This is a genomic window from Streptomyces sp. NPDC008317 (assembly GCF_042955955.1).
Lineage (GTDB): Bacteria > Actinomycetota > Actinomycetes > Streptomycetales > Streptomycetaceae > Actinacidiphila.
In genome coordinates, this window is record NZ_JBIBFQ010000014.1 from 169,330 (window position 1) to 182,881 (window position 13,552).

9 protein-coding genes are annotated in these 13,552 nt (G+C 72.6%); 4 read left to right on the forward strand and 5 right to left on the reverse strand.

Annotated elements, in window-relative coordinates; translation table 11 throughout:
- Positions 1–7 precede the first annotated feature (7 nt).
- Positions 8–532, forward strand: coding sequence for an NUDIX domain-containing protein (locus ACFY9V_RS33960; RefSeq protein ID WP_391050075.1), 525 nt, complete (start codon positions 8–10; stop codon positions 530–532).
- 49 nt (positions 533–581) lie between these two features.
- On the opposite strand, the gene ACFY9V_RS33965 is transcribed toward ACFY9V_RS33960, so the two are convergent.
- A complete protein-coding gene (locus tag ACFY9V_RS33965) occupies positions 582–2,942 on the reverse strand; it encodes a TIM-barrel domain-containing protein (protein WP_391164203.1) in 2,361 nt (786 codons plus the stop codon).
- A gap of 422 nt (positions 2,943–3,364) precedes the next feature.
- Between ACFY9V_RS33965 and ACFY9V_RS33970 the strand changes: the two genes are divergently transcribed.
- The gene (locus ACFY9V_RS33970; protein WP_391164204.1) at positions 3,365–5,383 is read left to right on the forward strand and encodes an acetoacetate--CoA ligase; all 2,019 of its coding nucleotides are present in this window, start codon (positions 3,365–3,367) and stop codon (positions 5,381–5,383) included.
- A 40-nt stretch (positions 5,384–5,423) separates the two neighbouring features.
- On the opposite strand, the gene ACFY9V_RS33975 is transcribed toward ACFY9V_RS33970, so the two are convergent.
- Both ACFY9V_RS33975 and ACFY9V_RS33980 read right to left on the reverse strand, forming a co-directional pair.
- Positions 5,424–7,019: a cellulose binding domain-containing protein gene (locus ACFY9V_RS33975; RefSeq protein ID WP_391164205.1), complete on the reverse strand. Its 1,596-nt coding sequence runs from the start codon at positions 7,017–7,019 to the stop codon at positions 5,424–5,426.
- A 118-nt stretch (positions 7,020–7,137) separates the two neighbouring features.
- Positions 7,138–8,466: an aminotransferase class I/II-fold pyridoxal phosphate-dependent enzyme gene (locus ACFY9V_RS33980; RefSeq protein ID WP_391164206.1), complete on the reverse strand. Its 1,329-nt coding sequence runs from the start codon at positions 8,464–8,466 to the stop codon at positions 7,138–7,140.
- A gap of 94 nt (positions 8,467–8,560) precedes the next feature.
- Here ACFY9V_RS33980 and ACFY9V_RS33985 point away from each other — a divergent pair, with 94 nt between their 5' ends.
- Positions 8,561–9,868 carry an MFS transporter gene (locus tag ACFY9V_RS33985; RefSeq protein WP_391164207.1) on the forward strand — a complete coding sequence of 436 codons (1,308 nt, stop codon included), beginning with the start codon at positions 8,561–8,563 and terminating at the stop codon, positions 9,866–9,868.
- A 38-nt stretch (positions 9,869–9,906) separates the two neighbouring features.
- Positions 9,907–10,890: a hypothetical protein gene (locus tag ACFY9V_RS33990; RefSeq protein ID WP_391164208.1), complete on the forward strand. Its 984-nt coding sequence runs from the start codon at positions 9,907–9,909 to the stop codon at positions 10,888–10,890.
- Positions 10,891–11,023: 133 nt separating this feature from the next.
- On the opposite strand, the gene ptsP is transcribed toward ACFY9V_RS33990, so the two are convergent.
- Positions 11,024–12,694, reverse strand: a complete 1,671-nt coding sequence (ptsP, locus tag ACFY9V_RS33995) for a phosphoenolpyruvate--protein phosphotransferase (RefSeq protein ID WP_391050064.1) — start codon at positions 12,692–12,694, stop codon at positions 11,024–11,026.
- Positions 12,695–12,784: 90 nt separating this feature from the next.
- Positions 12,785–13,234 (reverse strand): PTS glucose transporter subunit IIA, encoded by a 450-nt coding sequence (locus ACFY9V_RS34000; protein ID WP_355344104.1) that lies wholly within the window; start codon positions 13,232–13,234, stop codon positions 12,785–12,787.
- Between the last annotated feature and the right edge of the window lie 318 nt (positions 13,235–13,552).

The following is a 13,552-nucleotide window of genomic DNA, read 5'->3' on the forward strand; positions in this document are numbered from 1 at the left end:
TCCCGCCGTGGCCAAGGACTCTCACTGCTCGTCATGCGGCGCGCCCTTCGGCGCCGACCCCGGATGGCCGCGCACCTGCGGGAACTGCGGGGCCGTCAGCTACCGCAACCCGCTGCCCGTCGCCGTCGTCCTGCTCCCGGTACGGCACACCGACGGCACGGGGCTCGTCGTGATCCGCCGGACGATCGAGCCGCGCCTGGGCCGACTCGCCCTGCCCGGCGGCTTCATCGACTTCGGCGAGAGCTGGGAACAGGCCGTCGTCCGGGAGCTGTCGGAGGAGACCGGCATCCGCGCCTCGGCGGCGGACGTCACCCTCGCCGACGCGCTCACCGACGAGGACGGCGGATATCTGCTGCTGTTCGGCCTGCTGCCGGAGCGCGACGCGGCCGAACTGCCGCCGTCCGTACCGACCGACGAGACCGACGGGCACCAGATTCTGCCGCGCCCGGCCGAGTTGGGCTTCCCCCTGCACACCCTGGCCGCCCGCCGCTGGTTCGACGGCGCTTACGACACGCCGCCGCACACCCGGTAACCGGTCGGCCCCTACGACGCCGTGCCGCCACCCCGTAGCCGACCCGCTTCTACGACGCCGTGCCGCGCACCCGCACCCGGTAGCCGACCGGCTCCCCGGCGTCCGCGCCGTCCCGCTCCACCACGACCTCGCCGTCCGCCCACCGAGAGGTGAACCGTTCCATCCGCGCCGTGCCCCAGCCCTCCGGGTCGCCGCTGAAGACGACACCGCCCCCGGTACGGCCGAGTCGCGGTGCCCACACCTCCAGTTCGACCTCGCCGTCCGCCCCGGCCACCGGCACGATCGCACCCGCCCGCGCCAGTACCGGAATCCGGCCCAGCGGCGCGTCGAGCAGCACCTGACCGGGCCCGCGGTGCGCCGTACCGGTCGCGGTGTCGTACCACAGGCCGCGCGGCAGCCGTATCGCCCGCGTCAGCGAACCCGGTTCGAGCACCGGAGCCACCAACAGCGCGTCGCCCAGCAGGAAAGCGTCACCGCACTCGCGCAACGCCCGGTCACCCGGCGCGTTCCACCACAGCGGGCGGACGTACGGGGCGCCGGTGCGGTGCGCGACGTGCGCCAGCGACTCCAGATACGGCAGCAGCCGCACCCGCTCGGTCAGCGCGGCCCGCGCGTGCTCCAGCACCTCGGGGCCGAACTCCCACGGCTCGCGCCGCCCGGCGTCGATCGCCGAATGGGTGCGGAAGAACGGCAGATACGCGGCGAGTTGGAACCAGCGCAGATACAGCTCGGGCGACGGTGAACCGGTGAAGCCGCCCACATCGGGGCCCGAGTACGGCACCCCGCACAGGCCGAGCCCGAGGACCAGCGACAGGGACGCGCGCAGCCCCGGCCAGCCGGTCGACACATCGCCCGACCAGGTACCGCCGTACCGCTGCATGCCCGCCCAGCCGGAGCGCGAGAAGAGGAACGGCCGCTGCTCGGGGCGCAGTTCGCGCAGCCCTTCGTAGCCCGCGCGGGCCATCGTCAGGCCGTACACATTGTGCGCCTCGCGGTGGTCGCCGCCTCGGCCCTCCAAAGAGTGCCGCGCCGAGCGCGGCAGGGTGTTCTCGCCGAAGGACACGAAGGACACCGGCTCGTTCATGTCGTGCCAGACCCCGGAGAAGCCCTGATCGAGGCGCTCGGCGTACAACCGGCCCCACCACGCCCGCACCTGGGGGTCGGTGAAGTCGGGGAAGGCCGCATCGCCCGGCCAGACCACGCCGTTGACCTCCCGGCCCCGCGCGTCCCGCACGAACGCGCCTTCCTCGGTGCCGCTGTCGTAGACCGCCACACCGGGCTCCGCCTTCACCGCCGGGTCCACGATCGACACCATCCGGATCCCGGACTCGGCCAACTCCGCGGCCAGACCGGGCAGATCGGGAAACCGGCCCTTGTCGACGGTAAAGACCTGGTGGCCGTCGAAGTGGTCGATGTCCAGATGCAGCACCGACAGGGGCAGTTCGCGCTCGCGGTAGCCCGCCACGACCCGCCGCACCTCCCGCTCGCTGCCGAAGCCCCAGCGCGAGTGGTGGTGGCCCAGCGCCCAGCTCGGCGGCAGCGCGGGCCTGCCGGTTAGCGCCGTCCAGCCGTTGAGCACCCGTGACGGTGTACCGGTGATCACCCAGTAGCGCAGCGGCCCGCCGTCCATCCGCAGCTCGCAGCCGCCCGGCCGGTCGTGGCCCGAGCCCGCGCCCTCCTCACCGTCCCGCAGCGTCACCCTGCCGTCCCACGTGTTGTCGTGGAAGACCAGGTGGCAGCCCGCGTCGGCGACCACGAGCTGCACCGGCATGGTGATGTACAGCGGGTCGTCGCCCGGCTCGAAGGAGCCGTCGGGGTCGGTGTTCCACAACCGGTAGCCGCCCGCGGGCAGCCGGGGTCCCACGGCCCGGCCGCCGAGCCCGTACACCCGCGCGTCGGCCGGGGTCTCCGAGCGCTGCACCCAGCGCGCGCCCACCCCCGGCTCACCGCCGGTCGGCTCCCACCAGCGCGGCGGCAGCTCCCTGCGCAGCAGCACGCCGCCGGGCGTGCGGATCTCCACCGCGCCGTGCCGCGACACCAGGACGGTGACGCGCTCGGACACCACCCGCCAGCCGTCCTTGTCCGGTTCGAGGATCGCCCGCAGATCCGCCTCGGGCCGCCCGCCGGCCAGCGCGTACGACGGGTCGGGATCCGCGCCGTCCCAGCCGCAGAAGACAGCGCCGCCGATCGCCACCCGTATCCGCAGCACCGAGCGCGCGAACCGCACCCGGCCGCCGCCGGGCAGCGGCTCCACCTCCCGTGCGGCGCCCGGCACCCGGGCGCGCTCGGCGCCGCGCCGCGGCAGATCCCGCGCGTCCGTGCGCTGCCGCCGCCAGGCCGAGCGTGTGGCACGCCGGCCCTCGGCGGAACCCGCCGTCCGCACCGACCGCAGCAGGTCCCGAGCGTCCATGCCCCCACCCTTCCATCGAAACCGCCGGTCGCGCCGCTCGTTCAGCCACCGTTCACCTGGAGGGGGCGGTGCGCGACCCGCGCCGGTCGCCGGCGCCGCCGACCCGGACCGCACCCCGCGCGCCCGTGCCCTCCAGTGGCGGGGCCGGGCCCGTGCGGGCCCGGTGAGTGATCTTCCCAGGGATCTTGGCGGGAACCCCGGCGGGAGCCGGAAACAGAGCCGCCCCGTCGCCCGGACCACCCCCTCGGAACCCCTCGTCAGAGCCCCCGCCGACCCCCGCCGCGCGACCCGTGGGCCACCCCGCCCTGGCGCCGAAGACGATCACATGGCATCGTCCTGCCCAGGCCCGGGGCGGGACATTCCGCCCGCAGGGGACCAGCCGCAGATACGCGACGACGCGTACCGTCCGGGGAGCCGCCCATATGAGCACCACGCCCGAGCCCGCCGACAGCCCGGAGCCCCTGTGGACGCCGGGACCCGAGCGGATCGCCCGCGCGCAGGTGACCCGGTTCCAGGACTGGACGGCCGAGCGGTACGGCGCCCCGGCCGCCGTGCCCGGCGACCCCGCCGCGAGCTACCACGCGCTGCACGCCTGGTCGGTCCGCGACCCCGACGCCTTCTGGCGCGCGATCACCGAGTGGTACGACGTCCGCTTCAGCACCCCGTACGAGACGGTGCTCGCCGACGCCTCGATGCCCGGCGCCCGTTGGTTCCCCGGCGGGACCCTCAACTACGCGGAGCACGCGCTGCGCCCGGCCCTCGACCCGGCCCGCGCGGACACCCCCGCCCTGCTGCACCTGGACGAGAGCCACGAGACCGGTACGGTGAGCTGGGCCGAACTCAGCCGCCAGGTCGCCTCGCTCGCCGCGGCCCTGCGCCGCCTCGGCGTCACCCCCGGCGACCGCGTCAGCGGCTACCTGCCCAACATCCCGCAGGCCGTCGTCGCGCTGCTCGCCACCGCGGCCGTCGGCGGCGTATGGACCTCCTGCGCCCCGGACTTCGGTGCCCGCAGCGTCCTCGACCGCTTCCAACAGGTTGAGCCCGTCGTGCTGTTCACCGTGGACGGCTACCGCTACGGCGGCAAGCGGCACGAACGGACCGACGTCGTCACCGAACTGCGCGCCGGGCTGCCCTCGTTGCGCGCCACCGTGCACATCCCGCTGCTCGGCACGCCCGCCCCCGAAGGCGCCCTGGACTGGGCGGATCTGACCGCCGACGACACCGCGCCCGCGTACGAGGCCGTGCCCTTCGACCACCCGCTGTGGGTGCTCTACTCCTCCGGCACCACGGGACTGCCCAAGGCCATCGTGCAGTCCCAGGGCGGCATCCTGCTCGAACACCTCAAGCAGACCGGCCTCCACCTTGACCTCGGCCCGGACGACCGCTTCTTCTGGTACACCTCCACCGGCTGGATGATGTGGAATTTCCTGGTCTCCGGGCTCCTGGCCGGTTCCACCGTCGTGCTCTACGACGGCAGCCCCGGCTACCCCGACGTCGCCGCCCAGTGGCGGGTGGCGGAACAGACCGGCACCACCGTCTTCGGCACCTCCGCCGCGTATGTGATCGCCTGCCGCAAGGCGGACATCCACCCCGGCCGTGACGTCGACCTGTCGGCCGTCAAGTGCGTGGCCACCACCGGCTCGCCGCTGCCGCCGGACGGATTCCGCTGGCTGCACGACGAGGTCAAGGAAGACCTGTGGATCGCGTCGGTCAGCGGCGGCACCGATGTGTGCAGTTGCTTCGCGGGCGGTGTCCCCACCCTCCCCGTGCACATCGGTGAGCTCCAAGCGCCGTGCCTGGGGACCGACTTGCAGGCGTGGGACGCGCAGGGCCGCCCGGTCGTCGACGAGGTCGGCGAGCTGGTCGTCACCAACCCCATGCCGTCCATGCCCATCAGGTTCTGGAACGACCCGGACGGCGCCCGCTACCGCGAGAGCTACTTCGAGATGTTCCCCGGCGTGTGGCGGCACGGCGACTGGATCACCCTCACCGCGCGCGGCACCGTCGTCATCCACGGCCGCTCCGACTCCACCCTCAACCGCCAGGGCGTCCGCATGGGTTCCTCCGACATCTACGAGGTCGTCGAACGCCTGCCGGAGATCCGCGAGTCGCTGGTCATCGGGATCGAACAGCCCGACGGCGGCTACTGGATGCCGCTGTTCGTGCAGCTCGCCGACGGCGCGGAACTGAACGACGCGCTGCGCGACCGGATCCGCACCGCGATCCGCGCCCAACTCTCGCCGCGCCACGTACCCGACGAGGTCATCGCCGTCCCCGGCGTCCCCCACACCCTCACCGGCAAGCGCATCGAGGTCCCCGTCAAACGGCTCCTCCAGGGCACCGCGCTCGACAAGGCAGTCAACCCGGGCTCGGTGGACGACCTCGGGGTGCTGCGCTTCTACGAGCGGCTCGCCGCCGAACGCGCGAAGGGCCGCTCGTAGAAGGTCACTTCAGGCGCCGACGGTCACGTCCGCGTCGCCGTCATCCGGTGTACGCCGCGAAGATCTTCGAGAACTCGTACGGCGTCTGCGAGATGTTGGTGCACTTGTAGGTGGCGCCGGTGCACGCGTTGGCGTCCCGGCCCTCCTCCCAGAACGAGAGCATGCCCAGGTGCTTGCTCTGCGCGAAGGCGACGAGCTGACGGGCGTCGGCCTGGTCGTAGACGTGTCCGTCGTCGTTCTGGCCGAGCATCGGCGTCACGCCGACCATCGCCCAGAGCTGCGCGTCGGACTTGGTCGGATAGAGGGATTTGAGCTGTCCGAAGAGGCTGTTGGCGGCCCGGACCGCCGCGTCGCCGTAGTCGACGCTCTGGTAGTAGTCCATGGCCATCACATTGACCATGTCCAGGTTGACGCCCGCGTTCTTCGCGGAGGTGACCACGTTCAGCCCGTTCGCGTCGAGACCGTTGGGCAGCACCGGCAGGGTCAGCGAGATCCGCAGACTCGGGTGGGACTGCTGGAGCAGCGCCAACGCCTGTGAGCGCAGGGCGATCGACGCGGGTTCCGCGACCGCCGAGCCCTCGATGTCGAAGTCGACGTAGGACAGGTTGTACGCGTCGACCACGGCGCCGTACTCGGTGGTCAGCGCACTGGCCGAACCGCACGCCTGGGCCAGCTCGATGCCGCTCGCGCCGCCGAAGGAGACCTTCACGTCCCCGCCGGCCGCCCTGATGGCGTCGATCTGGTCCTTCGCCCACGCCTGGCGCGGGTCATAGGCGTTGAACCACGACGCCTTGCAGCCCGCCGAGGTGACGAAGGCGAGCGTGAAGCTCTTCACGCCGCTCGCCTGGGACATCGCCGTGAGACTCGGCGTCGGCCAGGCGCCCATGTCCACGTACGGCGCGGTACGGATCACGCCGGGGCTCGGATTCCCGCCGCCACCGGTCGCGCTCGTGGTGCCGCTGACGGCCGCGCTGTACGCCGAGTAGTTGCCCGCCGCGTCCTTGGCGCGGACCTGGAAGGAGTACGCGGTGGACGCCGCGAGACCCGTCGCGGTGTACGAGGTGCCGGTCACGGCGACCGGCGTGCCGCCGTTGCGTGAGACCTCGTAACCGGCCACGGAACCGGAGTTGTCGGTCGAGGCGTTCCACTTCACCGTCAGCGAGGAGCTGGTCGGCGAGCCCACGGTGACGCCGCCGGGCACGGTCGGAGGCGTGGTGTCGGAACCGCCGCCACCGCCGCCCGCGTCGCAAGAAGCCCCGTTGAGCTTGCAGTTGGCGGGGGTGGCGGTTCCCGAACCCACCCAGCCGAAGACGGCCGAGGCGCCCGGCGCGAGCGTCCCGTTGTAGTCGCGGTTGGTGAACGTGTAGTGCGTGCCGCCGGACGTGGCGGACTGGGTCAGCAGCGCGTCCCAGTAGCTGCCGACGCTGCTGCCGGAGGCCAGGTCGAACTCGACCTTCCAGGAACTGATCGCGGAACCGCTGCCGTTGGTGATCGTGTACTGCGCCTGGTAGCCGCTGCCCCAGTCCGAGGTCTTGGCGAAGGCCGCGCCGACGCCGCCGGCCGCCGAGGCGGGAGGAACGAGGAACAGGACGAGCGTGCCGAAGAGCGCGAGGAGGGGTGTGAGGGATCTTCGCATGCCGGACTCCCATTTGGTCTGTACCAATGCCGCCCAGGATCTGGATACTTGACCGGCGCCGCCCCCGTCAATAGCGCCGCTGGCACCTCACTGACCACCCCCGTCACGGTGCGGTGCCTCAACCCCCGTACGTGCTCGCGGAGTCGGCGAGCACGCGACCGAAGTCGGCGGCCAGCACGGCCGCTTCCGGCACCCGCAGGTCCGCGACGGTGATCCGTACGCCCGGACCCGCACCGATCCGGAACCGCGACCCGCCCGCCACCCACCAGCCCTGCGACCGCAGGCCGTTGACGACCGCGGCCTCGTCGCGCACCGGCACCCACACATTCAGACCGCTCACCCCGGCCCCGGTGATCCCGTGCTCCGCGAGCGCCGCGATCAGCGCTTCGCGGCGCTCGGTGTACGCCGTCCCCGCCGCGGCGACCAGTTCCGCCGTCACCGGATCGGTCATCAGCCGGACCACCGTCTCCTGGAGCACATGGCTGACCCAGCCCGACGTCAGCAGCATCCGGCCGTCGTGCCGGGCGAGCGTGACCGGGTCGCAGGCCATCGCCGTCCATCGCAGATCGGTGCCCAGATGCTTGGAGACCGTACGGATCTGCGCCCATCGCCCCGGACCCCGCACCCCCGCCGTGGTCAGCGAGTGCAGCGGACCGCCCGCCGTGTCCGCGCTGTGGTCGTCCTCGACGACCAGCACCTCGGGCGACCCCGCCAGCACCGCGAGCAACTCCTCCCGGCGCGCCTCCGACACCCGCGACCCGTACGGATTCTGCGCGCGCGGACACAGCACCACCGCCCGCGCGCCGGCCCGCAGCGCCGACCGCAGCGCTTCCGGCCGCATCCCCTCGTCGTCCACCGCCACCGCGAGCGTCCGCAGCCCCAACGCCGGTACGAGATCGAGCAGATGGTGGAAGCCGGGGTCCTCGACGGCCACCGCGTCGCCGGGCCGCAGCTCCACCGACAGCAGCCGCGCGACGCAGTCCAGCGCGCCGTGCGCGAAGGTCACCTGCCCGTCGGGCACCCCGTCCCGGCGGAACCACGCCCGCGCCAGCTCCTCCAACTGCGGCAGCCGGGGCGAGGCGCGGTGCGAACGCGCGCCGGGCGACAGCCGTCCCGGCGGCACCAGATCCGGCAGGAAGGCCGGGTCCGGATGGCCGCCCGCCAGATCCCGCAGCCCCTCTGGCACCCGGGGCGGACGCCGCGAGGCCACCGAGGGCGCCGACGCGACCACCGTCCCGCCGCGCCCGCGCGTCACCACGATCCCGCGCCGCCGCAGCTCCTTGTACGCCGTCGCCACCGTCCCCGGACTCACACCGAGCCCGTCCGCCAGCGTCCGCACCGGCGGCAGCGCGTCCCCCGGCCGCAACCGCCCTTCGGTCACCGCCCGTTCGGCCGACGCGGCAATCTCCCTGGCCGTCGCACCGCTGATCGCATATTGTGTTGCCACATACATCAGTATGTACCAATACAAAGCCGTACGGCAAGCGAGTACGTGGCGGACGAGCGGCGAACGGACCCGGTGACGAGGGGGAGCGGACACGATGCGGATACCGCCGATACCAGGAGGCCCGGACGGGCGGCGGATGCTCTGGATCAACCTCATCGACAAGACAGGCTCGGGACTCTGGGTCGCCGTCACCGCCCTCTACTTCGTCCTCATCGGCGGACTCAGCACCGGCCAGGCCGGACTGCTGCTCGGCCTCGGCGGCGCGGCCGGCATCGCGGGCGCGCCCGTCGCGGGCCGCCTGGCCGACCGCGTGCCGCTCACCCGCGTGCTGTTCGCCGTCCAACTCCTGCGCGGCGCCTCCAGCCTGCTGCTCCTGCTCGCCCACGGCTTCTGGCAACTGCTGCCCCTGGTCGCCCTCGGCAGCTTCGGCGAACGCTCCGCCTCCGTCCTCACCAAACTCTTCGCCGCCCGCGTCGCGGGACCCGACCGCGCCCGCTACCAGGCCGTACAGCGCACCGTCGTCAACGTCGGCTACACCGTCGGCGGCCTCGGCGCCTCCGCCGCCCTGGCCATCGGCACCAGCGCGGTCTACCGCGGCCTGCTCCTCGGCGACGCCCTGTCCTTCGTCCTCGTCGCCGCCCTGGTCGCCCGCTGCGCCGAACCCCCCTCGGCCAGCAGAACCGTCGCCGCCCACACCGCCCCGACCGCCACCACGGCCACAACTCCCGTACCGCACCGCGAAGTCGGCGCCCCCTCGAACCCCTGGCGGGACCGCGGTTACCTCCTCTACGCCGCCCTCGACTCGGCGATGTTCCTGTACGGCTGCGCGCTCAGCGTCGGCATGCCGCTGTGGATCATCACCCGCACCGACGCCCCGCACGGCCTCGCAGCCGCCATCTTCGTCGTCAACACCGTCATCGTGGTCGCCTTCCAGGTCCGGCTCTCCCGGCACGGCAGGACCCCACGCGTCGCCGCCGACTCCCTGCGCCGGGTCGCCGTATGGTTCCTGCTCTCCGGAGCCGCCACGGCCGTCGCCGTCGTCCACACGCGATGGGCCGCGACCGCCGCGATCCTCGCCGCCGCCATCGCCTTCACCGTCGTCGAGATGATCCAGTCCGCCATCTCCTGGGAACTGTCCGTCGCCCTCGCACCCGACGACGCACAGGGCAGCTACGTCGGCGTGCACGGCCTCGCCCAGTCCACCTCACGCTGCGTCGGCCCGCTGCTCATGACCTCCGTCGTCATCGCCACGGGACCGACCGGCTGGATCGCGCTCGGCGCCGTACTCGCCGCCGCCGCGCTCCTGCAACGCCGCCTGGTCCTGCGCCGCCTCGACCGACCGCACCCGACCGCCGCAGAACCGCCGTTGTCAGTGCACCCGGTTACGGTGAGTGAGCACTAGGGGTCATCGGGACCCCGGTGCCACACCGAGGGGGAAGCATGTCCAGCACCAAGAACCGCACCACCCACCGCAAGAACCGCCACGCCCGCGCCGACCAGGCACAACGCCCGCCCCGGCACCGCGCGGCCCACCGCAGGGCGCTGCGCCGCGAAGCCCCCACCGTCGTCGCCCTGCTCCTGGACGACGAGGACTTCGCGGCCCTGACCGACCACCGCAGCTTCGCCTTCGACAACTACGCACAGTATCTGCATGCCGTCGACGCCTTCCTCCGCCACCTGCACGCCCAGGGCCACCACATCGCCGTCACACTCTTCGACCCCGACGCCTACGCCGACTACTGCACCACCACCCGCCAGCCCCCGGACAGCGCCACCACCCGCACCCACTACACCGCGGAGGCGACCGCCGCGGGCCCCTCCGTCGCCTACACCCGCCAGTCCCTCACCCTGCTGCGCGGCCAACTCGCCCACGAAGCCGACCGCCGCGCCACCTGGGAGAGCGCCACCGACGCCCTCACCCGGGCCGGCACCTGCCCCGACTGCGGACAGGACCTCGCCCACTGCGCCTTCGACCGCGCCTCCGACACCCTGCTGCGCCTCATCGAGACCGTCGGCCCCGGCACCCACCACGTCGTGTGCAGCCTCCCCGCCGACGATGGCCCACTGCTCGCCGCCGTCCACGTACACGCCGACACCGACGACACGATCGAACTCGCGGAGAACGACGCCCTCGTGCTCTGCACCGTCATGGCCGCCAGCACCGCCACCGGCCGGACCGGAGGCGTCGTCCTGCGCACCACCCACGACGACGAACGGCCCGACACCGTACGCGGCTGGTCCCTGCGCGACGGCCACCTCCACCCGCTCACCGAAGCGGAGGTCTTCAACGCCTACTGCACCGACGCCGCCACCGGCGACCCCGTACCGCCCGAGCACGGCGTCGTCTACCGCGCGGGACTCCCCCTGCCGCCACCGCCCGTCGACCACATCGGCCCGACGGGTCCCTTCGGACCCCTCACATGAGGGAGAGGCCGCAGTACGGGACCGGCTAGCGCGGAACACCGGGCCGATGACAAAACGGCGGAGGGCGCCCCACCCCGCACGGGTGGAACGCCCTCCGCCAACCGGCCCGACCGCCGTCGTAGCCGTCGTCGGCTCACTCGCCGGACAGCACGCCCTGCGCCGCCCGCCGCGCATCATCGGCGCTGTCGGTCGCCCGAGCCGCGGCAGCCGCACGCTCGCACTGCGCCAGCGTGTACTTCGCCAACGTCGCCCGCACATAAGGAATCGACGCCGCACCCATCGAAAGGCTGGTGACACCCAGACCCGTCAGCACACACGCGAGCAGCGGATCCGCCGCCGCCTCACCGCACACACCACAGCTCTTGCCCTCGGCCCGAGCCGCGTCCGCGGACGCCGCCACCAGGTCGAGCAGCGCGGGCTGCCACGGGTCCTGAAGCCGCGACACCGCACCGACCTGCCGGTCCGCCGCGAAGGTGTACTGCGCCAGGTCATTGGTGCCGAGCGACAGGAACTCGACCTCCTGGAGAATCGACCGCGCGCGCAGCGCAGCCGACGGAATCTCCACCATCGCACCGAACTTCGCCCGCAGCCCCGCCGCACGGCACGCGTCCGCGAACGCCTTCGCGTCCTGACGGTCCGCCACCATCGGCGCCATGACCTCCAGGTACACCGGAAGCCCCTCCGACGCCTTCGCCAGCGCGGTGAGCTGCGTCCGCAGCACCTCCGGGTGGTCGAGCAGCGACCGCAGCCCCCGCACACCCAGCGCCGGGTTGGGCTCGTCCGCGGGCGTCAGGAACTCCAGCGGCTTGTCGGCGCCCGCGTCGAGCACGCGCACCACCACCCGGCCCTCGGGGAACGCCTCGAGCACCTGGCGGTACGCCTGAACCTGCTTGTCCTCCGTCGGCGCCTTCGAGGAGTCGTCCAGGAACAGGAACTCCGTACGGAACAGACCCACGCCCTCCGCCCCCGCCGCCACCGCCGCGGGCACATCGGCCGGCCCGCCGACATTCGCCAGCAACGGCACCTTGTGCCCGTCCGACGTCGCGCCAGGACCCGACGACGCCGACAGCGCCGCCTTCCGGGCCGCGGCCGCCTCGGACAGCGCGGTCCGCTTCTCCTCGTCCGGCTCGACGAACACCTCACCGGTGCTGCCGTCGACCGCGATCAGCGTCCCCTCGGCCAGCTCACCCGCACCCGGCAGCGCCACCACGGCCGGCACCCCGAGCGCCCGCGCCAGAATCGCGCTGTGACTGGTCGGCCCGCCCTCCTCGGTGACGAAACCGAGCACCAACGCAGGGTCGAGCAGCGCCGTGTCCGCAGGCGCCAGATCACGCGCGATCAGCACATACGGCTCGTCGCTGTCCGGCACACCCGGCATCGGCACACCCAGCAGCCGCGCCACGATCCGGTTCCGCACGTCGTCCAGATCCGCGACCCGACCGGCCAGATACTCACCAGCGCCCGCCAACAGCGCCCGGTAGGAGGCGAAAGCGTCGTACACCGCGCGCTCGGCCGTACTCCCCACCGCGATCCGGCGCTCGGCGTCGGCCAGCAGCTCCGGGTCCTGCGCCATCAGCGCCTGCGCCTCGAGCACCGCCTGCGCCTCGCCGCCCGCGAGATGACCACGCGCGGTCAGATCGGCGGCCACCGCCTCGACGGCCTGTCGCGCCCGACCCTGCTCGCGCGGAGCGTCGTCCGCCGGGATCTGCTTGGCGGGCGGCTCCAGAACAGCGGTGCCCATGTGCCGTACCTCGCCGATCGCCACACCGTGGCTGACACCGACGCCTCGCAGCGTTGTCTCCATCTCACCCGTCTCCGGTCGATGCGGCGGGTCGATGACGCCGCCGCTTAAGTTGCGTGCCCCCGCTGGCCTGACTCCTGGCGGAGAGCGGGACTACTTCCAGGTGAAGAGAGTGCCGCCCGCTTCGATCTCGCCGCTCTCCGCGACCTCGCCGAGCGCTTCCACCGTGGCCTCGAGCGCGACCACGGGGCACACCGGCGACTTCCCGGCCTCCTCGACGGCCGCCGGATTCCACCGGACGACCTCCTGGCCGCGGCTGACGGTGTCGCCCTTGGACACCAGCAACTCGAATCCCTCGCCATTGAGCTGAACGGTGTCGATGCCGAGGTGCGTCAGCACTCCGTGCCCTTCGTCGTCCACGACGACGAACGCGTGCGGGTGCAGAGAAACAACGACTCCGTCCACCGGGGACACCGCCACCGTCGACTCGCGCACGGGGTCGATGGCCGTACCCGGTCCCACCATGGCGCCGGAGAACACGGGGTCGGGCACTGCCGCGAGCCCGATGGCTCGTCCGGCCAGCGGAGAAGAAACGGTCGTCATGGGAAGCCTCCTATATGCGGAGCTCAAGACGCCGTCACTGCCTGTCACCGGACGGCGAGGCCGCGAGAGCAGCCTAAGTCATGTCAAGTATGGATTCCGCCCGAGCGGAAGCGACCACATGATGACCCTTCCCGATCGGAAGTCTGTCATCCGGCCACCCTCAGCCACCGTGACTGTCACCGCGACCGCAACGGCCGCGGTCGATTTGCTCCGAGCGAGGGAGTCCAGTACGTTGGCACAACCGCCTCGACGAGACCCGCGGAAACGTGTGTGCTCGGAACGGGGTTGGTAATTCCGACCGAATAGCTTCTGCTAAAG